Here is a 20,299-nt window from a genome sequence, read left to right as displayed (position 1 = left end):
TCTCAATTCCGTTTGTTAGTTCACAGCTGATTGTAAGCGTTCATATTTATTTGTCTATAAAATAATCAGTTATTCATTAATTAGTCGGCTAATTAGTTAGCCTATTAGTTAGTAATAAGAAAAGCTCATGTAGTGCCTATGTTTACAGGCAATGTTTAAAGGTTATGTTTAAACACTATGTTTGTCTTGCTTTGACAATTTACTTGATAACTTTTCTTGGCTAACTGGGTAATAATATTCAGAGTGAAAGTTTGTCGACATTGGATATCAATATTATCCGTTAACTCTGCTCGTTTATTAGCAATTAAATCCACTGAATTCATTGCTTCTCCTTGACCATTAAAGCGCAAACCTTCAATGACATGGCGACCCATCTCGTTAATACGCCAAGTTATTTCATTCTTTGGTGCGTTGATAGGAAGTCCAATGGTATGTTTAATTAAATAGTTGGTAGGGGCAAGTCCAGACCAACCGATAAAGTCAGGCTTAGCTTGACGACCTTGTGTGACTTCTAGCGGGGTGTAGTTCTCCCATGCGGTATTAGTATCAAGAAAAACTCGCGTAGTACGGTCAAGATTATTCATCGCGCTAGAGTAAATTTATTGTTTACTTCAATACCCTGTATAACCATGGGATTTGTTGGCACCCAAACAGCGTCAGCGTTAAACAAGTTTTTACTATGTTTGATCTGTTGCCTGATATTATCTTTTGGATAAAAGATACTCTGAGTAGGGTGGTTTACGCTAATCAAATGTTTGTCGAACATCTAGGTTATAGCAATTTAGAGCAGGTTTTAGGTAAGTCAGATAGTGATTTATCGCCTAACCATATAGCAAAGCAGTTTATTGTCGATGATCAAAAGGTGATGTCAGGTGAAACTGTCACTGATCGCTTAGAAATGAATATCATTAGATCAGCTGAATCGGCTTGGTTTTCAACCTCTAAAAGGCCATTGTTTGATGAAAAAAAGCTCATTATTGGTTCATATGGCATTACTCGACATTTACAAAAACAGTGAAAACCTTATCGGGTATCGATGAATTAAAATTCCAGTGCAGTTCATCAGAGAAAACTTTCATAATGAACTTTCAATAGAGCAGCTTGCCGAGGTGGCGCATTTATCTATTAGCGCCTTAGAAAGGCGTTTTAAAAAATACTTGGCTAAAACGGCAAAGCAATTCATTCGTCAAATCCGTTTAGATAATGCTCGACGATTATTGGTTGAAACTAAACTACCCATTGCTCAAGTTGCTTATCAGTCAGGATTTTCTGACCACAGTTATTTTAGTCGACACTTTAAATTGATGTTTGGGCAGCTACCCTTGCAATTAAGGCAGCAGCGATTATCTTCTATAGGCGTTATTTGAATGGTACGGCTATATATTAAAATATTTTCGATAAGCCTCTACTATTTAGCCACTAATTTTATTAAAATTAGTTTTATGTTTTGAAAAGTAGTTTAACTAATTATTACTTTTTTATAAGGCTATTCTGTTTAAAAGTCAGCCAATTCAAATTTAAAAAAAGCCATTATTTATGAAATTTAGTCCACTTGTGCAAGAGTTAATTGATTCACTAAAGTGTTTACCTGGTGTTGGCGCAAAGTCAGCACAACGCATGGCCTTTCAGTTACTTGAGCGTAACCGACGTGGCGGCAGTAAACTTGCCAAAACTCTAGCAAAGGCGATGACTGATATTGGCCATTGCCAAGAATGTCGTAATTTTACCGAAGAAGCCTTATGTGAAATTTGTCAAAGTCCAAAACGGCAACTTTCTACTACTTTATGTATTGTTGAAACGCCGGGTGATGTTATTGCCATAGAGCAAACAGGTGAATTCTTTGGTAAGTATTTTGTGCTGATGGGGCACTTATCGCCCATTGATGGAATTGGTCCAGATGACTTAGGCTTAGATATATTAGCCAAGCAATTTGCTACTGGTCACTTTAGTGAGGTTATCTTAGCAACAAACCCTACGGTAGAAGGGGAGGCTACAGCACACTTTATTGCCGAACTTGCTCAGCAATACCAAGTCAATATATCTAGAATAGCGCATGGTGTACCTGTAGGAGGTGAGTTGGAGTTTGTTGATGGCAATACGCTATCTCATGCCTTATCGGGTAGAAAAGCTTATGAGCTTTAACCTATTCATAGTCGATAAAAAGCGCTAAGGCAGAAGTCGGTGGGAAGGTTTAACCGCCGGTAAATTTAACATTAAAACCTGCCTTTTCTAAAACCTGTTGTATTACGTCACGCTTATCGCCCTGAACCTCAATGGTTTCACCAACGACTGAGCCGCCACTGCCACAGGTTTTCTTTAATTTCTTTGCTAATTCTTTTAGTGCTTTGCTATCTAAGCCTAAGCCACTGATAACAATAACCCCTTTGCCTTTTCGGCCTTTAGTTTCACGTCTAACCCGAGCAAAACCATCACTTGGGGTAACTGTTTTTTGTTTTTTTTGGTCAATGCGGCCACTGTCAGTTGAATAGACTAATGAATCATCACTTGTTGGCGCCGACTTACCTTGCTCAATTGGCTTTTTACCAAAAGCAGCAGCTAAATCACTTAAACTAGATAAACTATTTTTCATAACTCACTCAATACTATTATTCAGATTGGGATAATACCAATTTGATTAAACTTCTCCTCAACTCAGAGCTGTACTCAATGTTCATTAACAAGGCAGATTTGTTTAGGTCTAGTCATTCTAAACCAAATAAATTTAACGATGTTAGTGGGCATTGAGTAAGCTCCCATAGGACGAGTTTAAAGGGTTTATATGCGGCGTTATTGATTTTGACAAGGGAATAACCATTATCTTTAATCAATGCCTTGCCTCTAAACCCTTTAATTCTCGCTGAGTGGGAAAGAATTTAATCAACTTGGTATTACTAAACATATTTTAGATAAAATAAAACCACGTCTTATTTGCATAAGCGTGGTTTTATTATATCAACATTATTTTGTGCTTAACACTATTTGAAATAAAGGCTACAAAGTAATGTTTTTTACTTATCTTATAGTTTGCTTTCTAACTCAGGTAAAGCATCAAATAAGTCAGCAACAATACCGTAATCTGCAACTTGGAAGATTGGTGCTTCAGGGTCTTTGTTGATTGCAACAATGACTTTTGAGTCTTTCATACCAGCTAAATGCTGAATAGCACCACTAATACCGACAGCAATATATAAGTCAGGTGCAACTATTTTACCTGTTTGACCAACTTGCATATCGTTTGGTACAAAACCAGCGTCAACAGCAGCTCGTGATGCGCCAATAGCAGCGCCAAGTTTGTCAGCAATACCGTCAAGTAACTTGAAGTTATCGCCATTTTGCATACCGCGACCACCAGAGATTATTACACTCGCTGCGCCTAAATCTGGACGTTCAGAAACAGTCAACTCGTCACTTACATGACTTGATAGACCCGCATCGGTAACTGTGTTTAAAGTAACCACTTCAGCATTGCCGTCAGTAGCCACGGCGTCAAAACCGGTAGTACGTACTGTTATAACCTTTTTGCTATCTAGACTTTGTACTGTTGAAATCGCGTTACCTGCATAGATAGGGCGAACAAAAGTGTCGCTACTTTCAACAGCTATGATGTCAGAAATTTGCGCAACATCTAATAAAGCGGCAACTCTCGGCATAAAGTTTTTGCCGGTTGTTAAGGCTGTAGCTAAGATATGTTCGTAATCAGAAGCTAATTCAGTCACTAATAAGCTAACATTTTCAGCAAGTTGATGTTCATAAGCAGCATTGTCAGCTACTAATACTTTGCTTACGCCATTAACTTTTGTCGCTGCTTCAACAACATTTTGACAATTAAAACCAGCAACTAATAAGGTAATATCACTACCAATTTTTTGTGCAGCGTTTACTGTTTTAAGGGTCTCAGCTTTTAACGAGCTGTTGTCGTGTTCAACAATTACTAAAATACTCATGAGATCACCTTGGCTTCATTTTTCAATTTTTCAACTAATTCATCAATGCTTTCTACCACAATGCCTGCTTTACGCTCTGCTGGTGGGGTAACTTTTAATAATTTAGTGCGCGCAGTTAAATCGATACCAAAATCTGCTGCTGGTTTTACCACTAATGGTTTACGTTTAGCTTTCATAATATTGGGCAATGAAGCATAACGAGGTTCATTCAAACGTAAATCTGTCGTTACAATAGCGGGTAAATTTAGCGCAACTGTTTGCAAACCGCCATCTACTTCACGAGTAACATTAACTTTATCGCCTTCTACTTTTACCACTGAAGCAAAAGTACCTTGTGGCATACCTGTTAATGCAGCAAGCATTTGGCCTGTTTGGTTGTTATCACTGTCAATAGATTGCTTACCTAAAATAACAAGTTGTGGTTGCTCTTCTTCAACCACTTTTTGTAATAATTTAGCTATGTTTAATGCATCTAAACTTTCATCAGTTTCAATTTGTATAGCACGATCCGCACCTAGCGCTAGGGCAGTACGTAACTGCTCTTGGCAAGATTTATCACCGACTGAAATAGCAATTACTTCTGTTGCTGTACCAGCTTCTTTTAAACGCACAGCTTCTTCAATGGCAATTTCACAAAAAGGGTTTATCGCCATTTTTGTATTGGCAAGATCTACATTGGAATGATCGGGTTTTACTCGAACTTTGACGTTATAGTCAATAACACGTTTAATCGGAACTAGTACTTTCATCGCAGCCTCTGAAAAGGTTTGTTAATTTACAATAATAGCTAAAAGATACCCTTGGTTTACGTCAACGTCAACGTAATCTTGGTTAAAACTTTTAAACTAAGATACAATCTAGATAAATGCTCATAACAGTGTCTTGCTTGGGCATCTGTTATAAGATACTATCAAACACTTGTTTGAATATCAAACGCACGTTTGAATTACAGTATAAACTTTTATAAAATAAATATAAATATAAATATAATCACACTGGGAGATCTTATGGAACGCGAATCGATGGAATTTGACGTAGTCATTGTTGGAGCTGGGCCTGCTGGTTTATCAACGGCTTGTCGATTGATGCAACTAGCACAAGAAAAACAGCAAGAACTAATGGTCTGCGTTGTTGAGAAAGGCTCAGAAGTCGGAGCTCATATTCTTTCTGGTGCGGTGTTTGAACCAAGGTCTTTAAATGAGTTATTTCCTGATTGGCAAGAACGCAATGCACCGTTAACGACTAAAGTTACCGGTGATGATATTTACCTATTAAATAATGATAGTTCAGGCATTAAATTACCGAGCTTTGCCGTACCAAAAACCATGCACAATGATGGCAACTATATTGTTAGCATGGGCAATGTTTGTCGTTGGTTAGCAGAGCAGGCTGAGCAGTTAGGCGTTGAAATTTTCCCTGGTTTTCCTGCACAAAGTGTTATTTATAATGATGACGGTAGTGTTGGCGGTATTACTACCGGTGATATGGGCTTAGATGCTGAAGGTAAAGAAAAAGATTCGTTTATGCCAGGTATGGAGTTACGTGCTAAATACACTGTTTTTGCTGAAGGTTGTCGTGGTCATCTAGGTAAAGAGTTAATTGAAAAATTTGCCTTAGATAAAGATAGCTCGCCACAACATTATGGTTTAGGTTTTAAAGAAATTTGGGATATTGACCCTGATAAACACCAAGAAGGACTAGTGGTACATACTGCTGGTTGGCCATTAGATAAAAATACCAACGGTGGTGGTTATCTTTATCATGCGGAAAACAATCAAGTCTTTGTCGGTTTAATTGTCGATTTAAGTTATAGCAACCCACACTTAAGTCCTTTTGATGAATTCCAACGTTACAAACACCACCCTAAAATTAGCCAATACTTAGCAGGCGGTAAACGTGTTTCTTATGGCGCACGTGCTATGGCTAAAGGCGGTTTTAATTCATTACCTAAAATGACTATGCCCGGCGCACTACTTGTTGGTTGTGATGCAGGTACCATTAACTTTGCTAAGATTAAAGGCAATCACACAGCAATGAAATCGGGCATGATTGCAGCTGAAGCGATTGCACAAGCATTGATAAGTGGTGATGCTGTTGCGACAGAAGGTAAACAAGACTTAACTAACTTCACCCAGTTATATAAAGATTCTTGGTTATATGGGGAGCTGTACAATACTCGAAACTTTGGTCCGGCGATGCATAAATTTGGCACCATGTTAGGTGGGGCTTATAACACTCTAGATCAAAACTTTTTCGCCGGTAAATTGCCGTTTAACTTTAAAGATGACAGTTTAGACTACGCTCAATTAAAACCTGCCGCTGATATGCCTGTTATTAATTACGCTAAACCGGATAATAAATTAAGTTTTGATAAGCTCTCTTCAGTATTTTTATCAAATACTAACCATGAAGAAGAACAGCCTTGTCATTTAAAACTTAAAGATGCCGATATTCCCATCAAGGTAAATTTAACTAAATACAATGAGCCAGCACAACTTTATTGTCCTGCTGGAGTGTATGAAGTTGAGAAAACCGAAGAAGGTGATAAGTTTGTTATTAATGCGCAAAACTGTATTCACTGTAAAACCTGTGATATTAAAGACCCTAGTCAGAATATTACTTGGGTTACGCCTGAGGGAACGGGTGGGCCAAACTATCCGAACATGTAATATTCGCTAATTTATCACCGTATTAATGAAACCCAAGCTACTTTGCTAAGTATCTTGGGGTTTTTATTTGCAAAGATTTAACAGTTGGAAATAGCTAGGTTAATTGAAATTTATGGGGTGGGTGTATAGCTATTGTACTAGTTCGATGTTTCGATAAGGTTATAATCTTTTAATGCTGGTATTGCTAGATGAAGCTGCGCTTCTACTGCATCTAATTGAATCAGTTGTTGGCAAAATATAGCTGCTTTTTTATCTAACGCTTTTGCTCTTTCACTGACTTCTAACTCTAAACCTTTGCTAATGTTTGAGAATCGCTTATCAAAGGTAGTTATCCGCGTTTCACCACCGTATTCACTATTACTATCGTCTGACAAAATCGATTGGCCTACTGCAGCTAATATTGTACCAATAGACGTTGAAATCATTGCTTCAATTTCTTGTTCAAACTCACCTGCAAACATTTCATCAAAATCATTTAAGTCTTGTGGGGCTATATAATAATTATTGGCACTTTGGTTAAAACGTGCACGTATCCGCCACTTTAACTCATCAAACTTAGCTTGTACTTTTTGTTGTGAAGCACTGTTTTCACCGGTTAAGCCTGCAACAACTTCGTTAACAGCTTTTAGCCCAATATCGACACCTTCAATAGCAATAGATACTATTTCAGGGACTTGCTGTCGGATACCTGCACTGAACTTACTTAATAGTTGCTGCTGTTCAATAGATAAGGCGATTTCTCGTCCGCGAATAAAAAGTTGTTCGCTATGGTTGATTTGTACCTGGGTTTGACCTTTATCAACAATACGAATATGTTTAGGATCGATAATAACGCCATAGTTTAGGTTAATAGAGCATTGTTGAGCGTACGCTTGCTGGCACAAAGGCAGGCTAGCGAGTAGGAAGCCGCAATATTTAAACGTTGAAAGGTAAGTCATAACTATTAGGTGTTTACTATCGGGTCAATAAGTATTTTTCGCTCACGATAAATCATTTTACTTGGGCCGTATTCACGACGAGATCTGTCATTAAAGTCACCAACAATTAGCTCAACACCGTGGTAAAGCTTCTCTGTAGCTTCAATATAAACACTGGTCATATAATCTTGTAAACTAGCTTCAAGCGCGCTTTTATCATTGAGTATCTCACCCATACGTTTGGCATGAAATTGATAAGTAGGCATTATTTTTGCGAGTAATTCAGGTTTTGCTTTTTCTTTAGGAAGACTTTTTAATTTCTTTATCGCTGTTTTTAATTCATTGGTTTTATCAGACTCTATCTTAAGTAAAGTTTCAGTTTCATGAATTTCATCTTTAAATTTTATAATTTTATGCTCAAAATTAACTATGGTGTTACTACCAGCAGTAGCGCCAATTATGCCGGCGTTTACTGAACTGCCTGCTTTAGTATAACCACCAATAAGTTTGCCGCTCGCTTTGTCATCTTTTCCTATCCACAATCGACCATTAACATCTAGAGTACTATGCAATAATTGGTTTTCAATACGAACATCTTGGCCACAAGTTATTTGAGCATATTGACCATATTTTGCATAAATGCTGCCTTTGGCATTAATATTGACACTCATAGTAATATCAGTGATTTGCATTTTTTCAGTATCATGCTTTCGGCCAATAATGCCACCTGAAATAGTAATGTCACCACCTGCTTCTAAGGTTGCAGATTCGACAAAACCGCCGACGGTAATATCACCTGAAGCCGTGACTTTCATGCCTTCGGTGACATCCCCGTCAATAATTACGCTACCAGTAAAGTTGATATTACCTGTGGCAACGGTAACATCTTTTATCTTATAAACTTCATCAACTTCCATGCCGTTGTTGATGAGCTTAGGTAAACCAACTTTTTCAGAAACCAAAATATTAATATTTTGTGGACTTATATTGGTTCCTTCACCAGCGACTAGCTCGATATCATTGCCAGGCTCTGGTGATAAAGGTGTGGCTGTTACAGTATAACCTTGCACACCTTGCGTTAAAGGAACTTTTTTCACGAGTGGATCACCTACTTTTACACAGATAATATCGCCGAGATCGCGCATGTCGACGCTGCCATCTTCACGTTTCTTAGGTTTGAGGATACGGGCTTGTGCACTTTCGACCAGTGGCTTGATGATGGCATCTTTACCATTAACGGCTATTTTCCCTGTGGCAATTTGCAAATCAACCTGGCTGTTAGGAGCTTCTTTTGCAGCAAGCTGAGCAAGTTGTATTAAATGCTCTTTACTAAAGCCTTTTTTAACACCAGCCTCTTGGGCTGCGTTTAAAATAGCTTTCGCTGATAGGTGTTTACCGCCTTGAGCGCTGGTAATTTCAGCTTTAGCACCCATTTCATCTGATTCTATTGTTATATTGATTGTTGCATCTACACGTTCCAGTATTTGGTAACGTATAGTTCTACCGGTTTTTTTATCTTGTAGAGGTTTGAGCACATCATTTAACTCGGCAACGGCATTTTTGACATTACTGTTACTAATTTTAAGTTTCGTAAACTCTGATGCTGCAATAAGCTCTTTGATAGTCAAAGCGGAAATAGTATCGCCACCTTTAATCGGCTCTAAAACTAAATCGATATTGTCTTTCTTGTTGCAAACTAAACTGGCTTTGGTCATTACGGGGGCTCCCCTAACCGTTAAGTACTGCTGAGCCAAATAACGGGTAGATGCTGTTCTTTTGTTATATAATTATTATGTGATATCTGAATAAAACTGGCTTTATATAATGAACCTACATGTAGTGGTTTTGATGAATTTTAATAAAGCTATTAGTACCTTGTTTTGAATAATCAACCTTATATTCAATACCATCAAGTGCTTGTACAAATAATAACGTTTTCTCTTCACCAAATAGATCCGCAGATGAAATATCAACAATGTCTTGATAAGCTTTTTTAGCAATTGAGCGTTTCGCCGGGATTTCTCCCTTATAAATACCTATACCACGGTGGCTGACAATAACCACTGCCTTATCACCATTGATAATAAGTAAGTCGAATTTTTTTACTTTGTGGATGACTGTATTACGGCCGCTGGTTATAAAATTTTTCTCTATCAAAATAGGCTCCTGATATGCATTTCTTATTTATCTTTATTATTAGTCTTAATATATAAATTTTTACTAAACTAAGCAATGACTAAGGCATGAATTATCTGCTGGTAATATTATTCTAGTCGATAATGTTGTTAATGTTTTGTGCTTTATCCTTGAAACGTTGGCGAGGCTGAAATGCCCTTTCAATGACATAATTTGGTGTTGACGTTAGGTTTTGTAGCAGTCGACGCAGTAAGTCTAAGCCTATAGCTGTGACAAAGTGTTGAAATTGCAGTCTATTATAGGGCAATAATAAACACAGAGTTTTGATGTTATTAAGTCGGCCCCAAGCAATCCACACGGTACCAACAGGTTTATCGTCAGTTCCACCGTTAGGACCAGCAACACCAGAAACAGCAATAACAAGGTCCGCATTGGATTTTATTATTGCCCCTTTTGCCATGGCGATAACTACAGCTTCACTTACCGCACCATTCTGCTCAATAATATTGGTAGGGACATCAAGCATAGCCGTTTTCATTTCGTTACTATAAGTGACAAAACCGGCCTCAAAACTTAATGATGAACCGCTTACTTCGGTTAATTTACTAGCAATTAGCCCGCCAGTACATGATTCAGCCGTAGTTATTTTTAACCCTTGTAGTTGAAGGGTATTGAGCAGGTGCTCAGCTAATGATTTCGGCTTGCCTGTAATTTCAGCGATTAAGTGCTCGCCAAGTACGTCAGCGAGTTTTTTCAGCCAAAGTGCTTTTAACTCTAGGCCTTTATGGGTATTTGTAGTCAGTTTAACTTCAAGCAATGGCATACCGGCACGAAAACCTAGTTCTATTTCTACTGGCCATGTTGGTAATTGTTCATCAATTAACTTTTGTAAACTTGACTCTCCCAAACCAAATACCTGTAGACGAGTTACCTCGGTGACCAAGTCACTTGGTAGGCTTTTAGTTATAGTCGGTGTTATTTGTTCCTTCAGCATTGTTTTTAATTCATGAGGAACGCCAGGAGTACAATAAATGTCACAATCTTTAAAGCGCACTGAAAAACCGACGGCGCTGCCGGTCCGGTTAGCTATTACTTGGCAGTTTTTAGGTAATATGGCTTGTTTTAGATTGGGTGCGTTTAATTCTGTGCCTCTTTGTTGACACCAGTTAGTTAAATGAGTTAATGCTTGAGGGTGCTGGCTAAGTTGTTCATCTATAGCGAGAGCTAAAGCTTTTGCGGTTAAATCATCTACTGTAGGGCCTAAACCGCCGTTAATGATTAATATGTCACTGGTACTCGCCATGTAAGTAATTTCACTTACTAGTAGCGCTAAATCATCTGCCACGGTTACTTTACGGTTAACCTCAAGACCAAGATCTTTTAGCATTTGTGCCATCATCGCTGAGTTACTGTCAACAATATCACCAGTCATTAATTCATTACCTGTTAATAATAACTGTACTTTTGGGGCTGACATGTATTGCTTCCTAAATGTAATTATTTATCGATAAATTTAAACCTTTTTATCTCAACTTACATCTAATTTTTTTGTGGCATCAATTTTTATAAGTACAGAGGGAACAATCAATGAGTAAAGTAATTAAAAATAGTTCGTTAATGTCAGTAGTTTTAACTTCACTTATTTTGTTGAGCTTGCAAGCTTCAGCAAAAATAAATGAGGAGATAGAGAAAACATTTATAATATCAAGTCAAAGTGATTTTAACTTGAGTAACATTAATGGCGCAGTGACTATTAATAGTTGGTCAAAGAATAAGGTAAAAATATTGGCTAGCGTAACCGCATTAACACAACAATCTCGCGATGATGTAAGTATTAATATGACTCAACAGGGACAGAAAGTAACGGTAAGTACCGATTACAAAGAGAATAGCTACCGTCAAAATAAACAATCAGCTAAAGTTGATTACCAAGTATGGTTGCCAGTAGATGCAAACTTATCCTCAATTGAACTTATAAACGGTAATTTAGTGATTAAAAATATTGCTGGAAACGTAGAAGCACAAGTTGTTAATGGTAATATCAGTGCTACTGGTTTACGTGGTAATAGTAATATCAGCTCAGTTAATGGCAGTGTCGACGTTTTATATGACAAAGCAGCGAATAATATTAACGATATTGAAGTTGAAACCGTTAATGGTAGTATCAAGTTGTTCCTACCAGATCATATCAATGCTGATATTACAGCTGACACTATGCATGGCAGCATTAACAATGCTTTTGCTTTAACAGCAAAAAAGAATGGTTTCTCTGGTCATAACTTACGAGGGCAGCTTGGTAACGGTGATGGTCACATTAATTTGGATAGCGTTAATGGCAGTATTAATGTGTTAAAAAGTGAATAGTGACTTGTCTTGCTTACTAAGAATATAAATGGATGAATAGGCTTAATTAATAGAATAACTTTTCATATCGCCATTTTTTACATTAAAATAACCACAAGCTAAATTAATATGGCTTGTGGTTTTTTTATGACTAACTAATAACTTAAAAATATATTCCACATGCCAAAATCTAAGGAAAACAAATAGTGAGTCAAACCAGTTATGCCCGAGCATTACTTTTTGGTCGTTGGTATCGAAATGATTTTGATGAACATGGCCATGAAACCGTTGAGTACGCTCAGCTTAGTAGTGATGGAAGTTTTGAATTTACCTTTATAACAATGGACGATAAGGGTCAGGTAACAGAGGAAATTACTGAACTGGGGGATTGGGGCCTTGTTGGCGATATTCATTTTACCTTGACTAAAAATGAACTTATAAATGAAGAGCTTTATGCAGCAGATTTAAATAATGATGATAATTATCAAGCATATAAAGTACTAGCACTAGATCATAAAATATTTCATTATCAACATAGGTTAACGAATGAAGAATATATCATGAGACGGGTTGTTGATGACCTCGGTCATTGTTAGAATAATGGCAAGAATTTACTGATTTACCATACATACTTAATACTTAACGTGAGTTAAGCATTAAGTTAAACAAAAGAATTAGAGATAGTTAATGAAGCGTTTACTAGCAGCAAGTTTAATTACCGCAATAAAAACTCCTTACACTGAAAAAGGTGAGGTTTGTTTAAAAACTTATGATGCACTGATAGAACAACAAATCGCTGCCGGTGTACATGGTATTGTGGTTGGTGGTACTACCGGTGAAGGTCACTTACTTAGCTGGGAAGAGCATTTAATGTTAATTGCTCATTGTGTGAACAATTTTAGCGATAAGCTGATTATTGTTGGTAACACTGGCAGCAATAATACTCGCGAAGCAATAAAAGCCACTGAAAACGGTTTTGCTATTGGTATGGATGCAGCATTACAAATTAACCCTTATTATGGCCGTACTTCATTTAAAGGCGTTACTGAGCACTTTAAAAAGGTACTCGATATAGGTCCTGCTTTCATTTATAACGTACCGGGTAGAACTGGACAGGATTTAACACCTGAAATTATTGAGCCCTTGTCTAAACATAAAAACTTTATTGGCGTTAAAGAATGTGGCGGTAACGACCGTATTGCCCATTACGAGAAGCAAGGTATTGCTTGTTGGTCAGGTAATGACGATGAATGTTATGTCGGTCGTCATAAACATGGCTCCCATGGTGTTATTTCAGTTACTTCTAATATCATCCCAGGTTTAATGCGCCAATTAATGGAGAAAAAACACTCTGTTAGCGACTTAACCGAGACAGCTAAGCTAAATCATAGTTTACAAGGTTTGATGCAATGGTTATTTTGTGAGCCAAACCCTATTGCCATTAACACAGCGCTGATGATGACTGATGCTGTGCCTAAAAACTTCCGCTTACCATACCAAGCATTGACGTTAGAACAGCGTCAACAAGGTTTTGAACTTATTAAAGCCATAGCGACTAAAGATTTAGTGGGCGACAGCTTATCATTACTTGAAGATAGTGACTTTTATTACTGTATATAAGTTATTATTTAGCTTTTACAGAGTAAAATTATAAATTTAAAGCCTCATTTCTAACGTATGTTACAACTGAGGCTTTAATGTTTCTGGCAACTCAAAGAAACGTTGTTGTTTATGTTGTTCTTGGTTATTTCCTGATGATAACGGACAAACAAAACGTAAACTCACTGCGCATAATTGTAAATTATTTTGTTCATTTTCATCAGCTATCCCGTGCAATCTATCACCCACTACAGGCATGCCTATGCTAGCGGCATGGATGCGTATTTGATGTTTTCTGCCGCTGTCTATTTTTACTTTGATAAGTGAACGATTCGACTCGCTATCATAAGATAAACAAGTAAAGGTACTTCGAGCACTCTTGCCGTTAACTTCGCTGTCGATAACCTCGGGCTGCGGCCTTTTATTATGATCGCCATGGACAATGATTTGGTAATGTTTTTCAAGCTGGTGATGTTCAAACATATTTGATAATGCTCGGGCAGCTTTTTTACTGTGCGCGATAAGCATTAAACCTGTCGCTGCTCTATCTAATCGATGCACGATAAAAGCAGGGCGTTCATTTGGTAAGTTTTGTTGAGCGAAACGACCAATGGTGCAATGATCACTCCACTTAGAGCCTTGCGATAACATACCGTACGGTTTATACCAAACACTGTAATCAACTAAATCTTCAATTAATTGAGCCTGTGGAATAGCTGCAGAGAGTACTTCGCTATTGTAATAAAAATGCAGTTCATCACCTACGGTCAATTTTTTTTTAACGCGGCGCAATCGTAGCGTTTGTTTTTTATTTTTAGCTGGCGTTAACCATAATGCGCCTTTGCTAATCGCTTTTTTTATGTCTGCCTTTGAAAGCACTATTGTTTGAGACTGGTTATGTTCTTCAAGTAGGGATAACACAGTACAATTAGCTTCATTGTTGACCTGGATATGCCATTCAAATTGTTGGTGATTACTGAGGTTTTTACTCTCCACTAAAGAGCTTATTTGATCTTTTTGCATATTTCAAAGGATTAAAAAGGACGGTAGATCTATTTTACTAGGTTTATTGTCGTAGCAAAGCTAAAATGACTCATTGATAAAAATAAACACTAAAAATTTAATAATGGACACTAATATGACTCGTGACTTAGTACTTTTCCCTGAAGACGAAATTGGCAATACCCTTTGGCAGATGCAAGAAAGTGGTGAAGATTTAACAACTGAGCGAGAAATAGAGTTCTCAGTTTTATTTCCTGAGCAGGAGCTAGCCCTTAAGTTTGGTCAGCTATTATTAGAAAACAATCAGAAACTGTCTTTCACTCCCTCCGAAGCGCACCCCAATTTACCTTGGGAAATTACCGCTTACCCACAAATGCCGGTGACCTATGAGAATATTAGCAGTTATCAAGAGCTGTTAGAGTCAAGCGCGGCACCGTTAAAAGGCCAATTTGATGGTGTTTATTTTGTCGGCTAATTTAGGAAGTATATGAGCATAGATCTTAAGCAATTTGCGGCTTTACAAAAAGCGAGTAAGGACTCTTTTTTTGAGCAAAAGAAACTTATTAAACAAGTGATGGCTGGAAGAACAGTACAGTGCAAAACCTGTAAGCAACCAATAATGCTCTATACCCCAGAGCAGGAAGAAGAAACGGGTGTAAGGTGCCTAAAAGGTTGTACAGATATTTCGTTAGATTTTGTTTAAGCTTTCATAAATTTTGGCTTTCTAGATATAAAATAGAAAACCAAAACTGTTATAAAAAAGTAGCGATATCTTCTAGGCTCTTTTTCACCTGGGCGTGGTGGGGAACCGTTGCATCTTCACTTGGATATCCCGCAATAAGTAGCATATAAGCACGGTCATTTTCAGGTCGATTACATACTTTACTTAGAAATGACATAGGTTTCGGTGTATGAGTTAATGTCACCAAGCCTGATGTATGTAAGGCATTTATTAAAAAACCTGTCGCAATGCCTACAGATTCATGCACATAATAGTTAGTATTACTATCTTCTGAATTTACCCCCCCTTTTTTTTGGCTAAAAATAGCGATTAGCCACGGTGCGTGCTCTAAATAGGGTTTGTCTGCATCAGTGCCTAGTGCTTTTAGTGCGCCAAGCCATTCTTCTCCTGCGCGGCCTTCATAAAATCCGCGTTCATGAAACTCAGCCTGTTCACGAATTTGTTTTTTTATTTCGCTGCTATGTACTGCAACAAAATGCCAAGGTTGGTGATTTGCTCCACTTGGAGCTGTTGCAGCAGCCTTGATGCAATTTTCAATAATTTCCTTAGGGACCTCACGATCACTAAAACTACGAATAGTATGACGACGTTTAATATCAAGGTAAAATGCTTGAGATCTTGAAAGCATTTCGTCTACAGGGTATTCGATGTAATCAGAAAGTGGAGAGCTGTCATGCTGTTGCATAGGGAATATATCCTTTATTGCTTATATTTTTTAACGGAGTTTCTTTACAATATTTTAACATTGAAAAAAAATCAATAAAAAACCGGAAGATCTTTTAACAGACATTTTCCGGTTTTATTTTATTGTTTATTTTTCAGTTAGCAGTTCAAGGTTCAAAGAAGAAACACGGGGTTGACGTTAGTCAATGAGTATTTCTGATGAAGAGCCTTGGACAACTAGCAATAAAATTAACCTATAAAAGCACGGGCGTTACGGAACATGCGCACCCAAGGTGAATCTTCACCCCAGCTATCAGGATGCCAAGAGTTAGCAACTGTTCTAAATACACGTTCAGGATGTGGCATCATAATAGTAACACGACCATCCGTAGTAGTTAATGCAGTTATACCATCAACTGAACCGTTAGGGTTAGCTGGGTATGTTTCAGTTACGTCACCGTAGTTATTTATAAAACGCATAGATACAGTACCTGAGTTGTTAGCAGCATCAATAGCTTCATCAGAGCTAAATTCAGCATGACCTTCACCATGTGATACAGCTATTGGCATACGAGAGCCTTCCATGCCTTTAAACAATACTGAAGGACTCTGTTGAATTTCAACTAATGAGAAACGTGCTTCAAAACGCTCAGATTTGTTTTGTACAAAGTGCGGCCAATGCTCAGCGCCAGGAATGATAGCTTTTAGGTTAGACAACATCTGACAACCGTTACAAACACCTAAAGTGAATGTCGTTTCACGTTCGAAGAATGTTTTAAACATTTCACGAGCATTGTCATTAAATAAGATAGATTTTGCCCAACCTTCACCAGCACCTAATACATCACCGTAAGAGAAACCACCACAAGCAACTAAGCCGTTAAAGTCTGCTAAATCAGTACGGCCAGATAAAATATCAGACATATGCACGTCAATGGCTACAAAGCCGGCTCTATCAAATGCAGCAGCCATCTCAACATGAGAGTTAACACCTTGCTCACGTAAAATAGCAACACGTGGGTTAGCTATACCATCGGCACTGTTTTCTGCGTCTTTTACAGCATCTCTAATAATAAGATCAGCAACAATGTCTTCGTTGATATCGAAAGTTAATTCAGTGTTTAAACCTGGATCTTCAGTATCAAATTTAACATCATGCTCTTGTTGCGCACACTCTGGGTTATCACGAAGTGACTGCATTCTATAAGTCGTTTGTGCCCATACAGTACGGTAGTAGGTACGAGAATTTTCTAGTACTACTTCACCGTCACGAGTAAAGCGAATAGTATCTTCATTGTTTAAACGACCAATGTCAGTACAGCAATCTAAAACACCATGTTCAGCAAATACAGCATGAATAGCATCAACATCGCTCTCACGAATTTGAATAACGCCACCAAGCTCTTCATTAAATAATGTTGCTAAATCATCACTTGCGCCACTTTCTTCATTTGTAGTAACTAGCTTGCTGATATCAATATCAACACCGGTGTGACCAGCAAAAGCCATTTCAGTAACAGTAGTGAATAAACCACCATCTGAAATATCATGATAGGCAATGACTTTCTCTGCACGTACAAGAGTTTGCATTGCGTTGAAGAAACCTTTTAAGGTTTCAGCATTATCAACATCAGGAGTCTCATTACCAAGCTGTTTGTAAACTTGTGCTAAACATGAACCACCTAAACGTTTTTTACCTTTCGATAAATCAATAGCAACTAAACGTGTATCACCTTTATCAGTACGAAGCTCAGGAGTAACCGTTTTACGGATATCTTCAACAGCCCCAAAAGCAGTAATAATTAAAGACATTGGAGAGGTAACAGACTTTTCTGTACCGTTCTCGTCCCATTTAGTTTTCATTGACATAGAGTCTTTGCCAACAGGGATAGTTAAACCAAGGGCTGGACAAAGCTCTTCACCGATAGCTTTAACAGCTTCGTAAAGACCTGCATCTTCACCAGGATGACCTGCTGGAGACATCCAGTTAGCTGAAAGCTTAATACGATTCAGATCACCAATATCAGTACCAGCAATGTTCGTTAGTGATTCTGCCACGGCTAAACGAGCAGAAGCGCCAAAGTTTAATAAAGCAACTGGCGTACGTTCACCTAATGACATTGCTTCGCCGTGGTATGAATCAAGTGCTGAGGCGGTAACACCACAATCGGCTACAGGTACTTGCCAAGGTCCAACCATTTGATCGCGGTTAACCATACCTGTTACGCTTCGATCGCCAATGGTAATTAGGAAGGTTTTTTCTGCAACAGTCGGTAGACTTAAAATTCTATCTGCAGCATCAGTTAGTGTCACTGTGCTTAAATCTAAAGAGTCACCTTCAGCGGTTGCAGTTTTAACGTCTTTATAAATCTTAGGTGTTTTACCTAATAATACGTCGAGCGGTAAATCAATTGGCGTATTGAGTTTTTCATCACCAGCGAAATGTTCATCAGTAACGGTTAAGTGTAATTCTTCAGTGGCACGGCCTACAACAGCATAAGGTGCACGTTCACGAGCACATATTTGCTCAAAAACTGCTAAGTTTTTGTCAGATACAGCAATAACGTAACGTTCTTGAGATTCGTTACACCAGATTTCATGTGGCGCCATGCTACGTTCGTCATTAGGTACTTTGCGAAGTTCAAATACACCACCACGGCCGCCATCAGCAACTAACTCAGGGAAAGCATTTGATAAACCACCAGCACCAACATCATGGATGAAAGCAATTGGGTTTTCTTCGCCTAGCTGCCAACACTTATCGATAACTTCTTGACAACGACGTTCCATTTCTGGATTTTCACGTTGTACTGAAGCAAAGTCTAAGCTTTCAGCTGATTGACCTGACGCCATTGATGAAGCAGCACCGCCACCTAAACCAATGTTCATTGCAGGACCACCTAAAGCGATAAGGTTAGCGCCAACGATTATTTCACGTTTTTGTACATGTTCATCACGGATGTTACCTAAACCACCAGCAAGCATAATTGGCTTGTGGTAACCACGTACTTCTTTACCGTTAAACGAGTTAACTTCTTCTTCATACGTACGGAAGTAACCTAAAATAGCTGGACGACCAAATTCATTGTTAAATGCAGCACCACCTAATGGACCTTCCATCATGATGTCAAAAGCAGTAACGATGCGACTTGGCTTGCCAAAGTCTGTTTCCCAAGGTTGAACAAACTCTGGAATACGTAAGTTAGATACAGAGAACCCCACTAAACCCGCTTTAGGTTTAGAGCCGATACCGGTAGCACCTTCATCACGAATCTCACCACCAGAGCCTGTTGCAGCGCCAGGGTATGGAGAAATCGCAGTAGGGTGGTTATGTGTTTCAACTTTCATCAAGATTTGAATATCTTCATGGTTGTAACCGTAAACATTCGTTTGTGGGTTAGGGAAGAAACGACCACCTTTATTACCGACCATTACCGCAGCGTTATCTTTATAAGCGCTAAGCACGTAATCGCCATTAACTTCGTGAGTATTACGGATCATTTTAAACAGAGACTTCTCTTGTTTAACACCGTCAATAGTCCAGTCAGCGTTGAATATTTTATGACGACAATGCTCTGAGTTTGCTTGGGCAAACATATAAAGCTCAATGTCGTGTGGATTACGACCTAACTTAGTGAAGTTTTCAAATAAGTAATTTACTTCATCATCTGCTAAGGCTAAACCTAATTCTACGTTCGCTTTAACAAGTGCTTGTTTACCGCCATTTTCAATATCAATAGCGGTTAATTCACCTGGCTCATTACTGGCAAATAACTTGCTTGCCTGAGCAAAGTCGTTGAATACACTTTCCATCATACGGTCATGTAATAATGCGTTTAATTGTACTTCTTGCTCCGTAGTTAATTGTGCATCATTTTCTAATGTTACGTAATAAGCAATACCACGCTCTAAACGTATAACTTTAGCTAAGCCACAATTATGAGCTATATCGGTAGATTTTGATGACCACGGAGAAATAGTGCCCGGACGAGGAGTCACTAGAAGAAACAAGCCTGCTGGCTGATGTTCTTCAATAGTTGGACCGTAAGTTAGCAATTGCTGTAAAACATTCTCTTCGCTATCACTTAACACTTCATTAAGTTGTGCGAAATGGGCAAATTCAGCATAAATATCATTTACAGGCAGTTGTAACTGTTCACATTGAGCTAATAATTTTTTAACTCGAAAATCTGAAAGTGCTGGAGCGCCACGAAGGTTTTTAATCAACATCGTCATAGGGTAATCACCAAGTTTTATGTAGGGCTTTGATTGGCTTTTAATTGC

General features: G+C 38.2%; 18 protein-coding genes and 1 pseudogene. 8 read left to right on the top strand and 11 right to left on the bottom strand.

Annotated elements, in window-relative coordinates:
- Nucleotides 1-155: 155 nt before the first annotated feature.
- Nucleotides 156-584 (bottom strand): hypothetical protein, encoded by a 429-nt coding sequence (locus GAB14E_RS16940; RefSeq protein ID WP_033081240.1) that lies wholly within the window; start codon nt 582-584, stop codon nt 156-158.
- 95 nt (nt 585-679) lie between these two features.
- Between GAB14E_RS16940 and GAB14E_RS23705 the strand changes: the two are divergent.
- Nucleotides 680-1,367, top strand: a pseudogene (locus GAB14E_RS23705) (PAS domain-containing protein).
- Nucleotides 1,368-1,536: 169 nt separating this feature from the next.
- The gene (gene recR / locus GAB14E_RS16945; RefSeq protein ID WP_033081239.1) at nt 1,537-2,142 is read left to right on the top strand and encodes a recombination mediator RecR; all 606 of its coding nucleotides are present in this window, start codon (nt 1,537-1,539) and stop codon (nt 2,140-2,142) included.
- A gap of 49 nt (nt 2,143-2,191) precedes the next feature.
- Here the strand turns inward: recR and GAB14E_RS16950 are convergent, their stop codons facing one another.
- From GAB14E_RS16950 to GAB14E_RS16960, 3 genes are all read right to left on the bottom strand, one after another.
- Complete coding sequence (locus GAB14E_RS16950) at nt 2,192-2,533, bottom strand: SUI1 family translation initiation factor (RefSeq protein ID WP_033081431.1); 342 nt, start codon at nt 2,531-2,533, stop codon at nt 2,192-2,194.
- Between the two features lie 484 nt (nt 2,534-3,017).
- Nucleotides 3,018-3,944, bottom strand: a complete 927-nt coding sequence (locus GAB14E_RS16955; RefSeq protein WP_033081238.1) for an electron transfer flavoprotein subunit alpha/FixB family protein — start codon at nt 3,942-3,944, stop codon at nt 3,018-3,020.
- Nucleotides 3,941-4,693 carry an electron transfer flavoprotein subunit beta/FixA family protein gene (locus tag GAB14E_RS16960; protein WP_033081237.1) on the bottom strand — a complete coding sequence of 251 codons (753 nt, stop codon included), beginning with the start codon at nt 4,691-4,693 and terminating at the stop codon, nt 3,941-3,943. Before GAB14E_RS16960 ends, GAB14E_RS16955 begins: the two co-directional genes overlap by 4 nt.
- 258 nt (nt 4,694-4,951) lie before the next feature.
- On the opposite strand from GAB14E_RS16960, the gene GAB14E_RS16965 reads away from it, so the two are divergent.
- Nucleotides 4,952-6,613, top strand: a complete 1,662-nt coding sequence (locus GAB14E_RS16965) for an electron transfer flavoprotein-ubiquinone oxidoreductase (protein ID WP_033081236.1) — start codon at nt 4,952-4,954, stop codon at nt 6,611-6,613.
- Nucleotides 6,614-6,750: 137 nt separating this feature from the next.
- Here the strand turns inward: GAB14E_RS16965 and GAB14E_RS16970 are convergent, their stop codons facing one another.
- The 4 genes from GAB14E_RS16970 to GAB14E_RS16985 all read right to left on the bottom strand — a co-directional run bounded on the left by GAB14E_RS16970 (nt 6,751) and on the right by GAB14E_RS16985 (nt 11,143).
- Nucleotides 6,751-7,551, bottom strand: coding sequence for a YggN family protein (locus GAB14E_RS16970; protein ID WP_033081235.1), 801 nt, complete (start codon nt 7,549-7,551; stop codon nt 6,751-6,753).
- Between the two features lie 5 nt (nt 7,552-7,556).
- Nucleotides 7,557-9,245 (bottom strand): DUF342 domain-containing protein, encoded by a 1,689-nt coding sequence (locus tag GAB14E_RS16975; RefSeq protein WP_033081234.1) that lies wholly within the window; start codon nt 9,243-9,245, stop codon nt 7,557-7,559.
- Nucleotides 9,246-9,360: 115 nt separating this feature from the next.
- Nucleotides 9,361-9,687 (bottom strand): hypothetical protein, encoded by a 327-nt coding sequence (locus GAB14E_RS16980; protein ID WP_033081233.1) that lies wholly within the window; start codon nt 9,685-9,687, stop codon nt 9,361-9,363.
- Nucleotides 9,688-9,799: 112 nt separating this feature from the next.
- Nucleotides 9,800-11,143: a CinA family nicotinamide mononucleotide deamidase-related protein gene (locus GAB14E_RS16985; RefSeq protein WP_052093506.1), complete on the bottom strand. Its 1,344-nt coding sequence runs from the start codon at nt 11,141-11,143 to the stop codon at nt 9,800-9,802.
- 110 nt (nt 11,144-11,253) lie between these two features.
- Here GAB14E_RS16985 and GAB14E_RS16990 point away from each other — a divergent pair, with 110 nt between their 5' ends.
- From GAB14E_RS16990 to dapA, 3 genes are all read left to right on the top strand, one after another.
- On the top strand, nt 11,254-12,030 hold the full coding sequence (locus GAB14E_RS16990; protein WP_033081232.1) for a DUF4097 family beta strand repeat-containing protein: 777 nt from the start codon (nt 11,254-11,256) through the stop codon (nt 12,028-12,030).
- Nucleotides 12,031-12,215: 185 nt separating this feature from the next.
- On the top strand, nt 12,216-12,605 hold the full coding sequence (locus tag GAB14E_RS16995; RefSeq protein WP_231561996.1) for a hypothetical protein: 390 nt from the start codon (nt 12,216-12,218) through the stop codon (nt 12,603-12,605).
- 91 nt (nt 12,606-12,696) lie between these two features.
- On the top strand, nt 12,697-13,629 hold the full coding sequence (gene dapA, locus GAB14E_RS17000; protein ID WP_033081230.1) for a 4-hydroxy-tetrahydrodipicolinate synthase: 933 nt from the start codon (nt 12,697-12,699) through the stop codon (nt 13,627-13,629).
- Between the two features lie 60 nt (nt 13,630-13,689).
- Here dapA and GAB14E_RS17005 read toward each other — a convergent pair whose 3' ends face one another.
- Nucleotides 13,690-14,631, bottom strand: a complete 942-nt coding sequence (locus GAB14E_RS17005) for an RluA family pseudouridine synthase (RefSeq protein WP_033081229.1) — start codon at nt 14,629-14,631, stop codon at nt 13,690-13,692.
- A gap of 115 nt (nt 14,632-14,746) precedes the next feature.
- On the opposite strand from GAB14E_RS17005, the gene GAB14E_RS17010 reads away from it, so the two are divergent.
- Nucleotides 14,747-15,085, top strand: a complete 339-nt coding sequence (locus GAB14E_RS17010) for a ribonuclease E inhibitor RraB (RefSeq protein ID WP_033081228.1) — start codon at nt 14,747-14,749, stop codon at nt 15,083-15,085.
- Nucleotides 15,086-15,097: 12 nt separating this feature from the next.
- A complete protein-coding gene (locus tag GAB14E_RS17015) occupies nt 15,098-15,313 on the top strand; it encodes a hypothetical protein (protein ID WP_033081227.1) in 216 nt (71 codons plus the stop codon).
- Nucleotides 15,314-15,362: 49 nt separating this feature from the next.
- On the opposite strand, the gene GAB14E_RS17020 is transcribed toward GAB14E_RS17015, so the two are convergent.
- Both GAB14E_RS17020 and purL read right to left on the bottom strand, forming a co-directional pair.
- The gene (locus tag GAB14E_RS17020) at nt 15,363-16,037 is read right to left on the bottom strand and encodes a nitroreductase family protein (RefSeq protein ID WP_033081226.1); all 675 of its coding nucleotides are present in this window, start codon (nt 16,035-16,037) and stop codon (nt 15,363-15,365) included.
- A 227-nt stretch (nt 16,038-16,264) separates the two neighbouring features.
- Nucleotides 16,265-20,251, bottom strand: coding sequence for a phosphoribosylformylglycinamidine synthase (gene purL, locus GAB14E_RS17025; protein WP_414734055.1), 3,987 nt, complete (start codon nt 20,249-20,251; stop codon nt 16,265-16,267).
- Between the last annotated feature and the right edge of the window lie 48 nt (nt 20,252-20,299).

The sequence above is a fragment of the Colwellia psychrerythraea genome, assembly GCF_000764185.1.
GTDB classification, from domain to species: Bacteria; Pseudomonadota; Gammaproteobacteria; order Enterobacterales; family Alteromonadaceae; genus Colwellia; species Colwellia psychrerythraea_B.
Note: the sequence above shows the minus strand (reverse complement) of the source record. Positions and strands in the feature narration are given on the sequence as shown.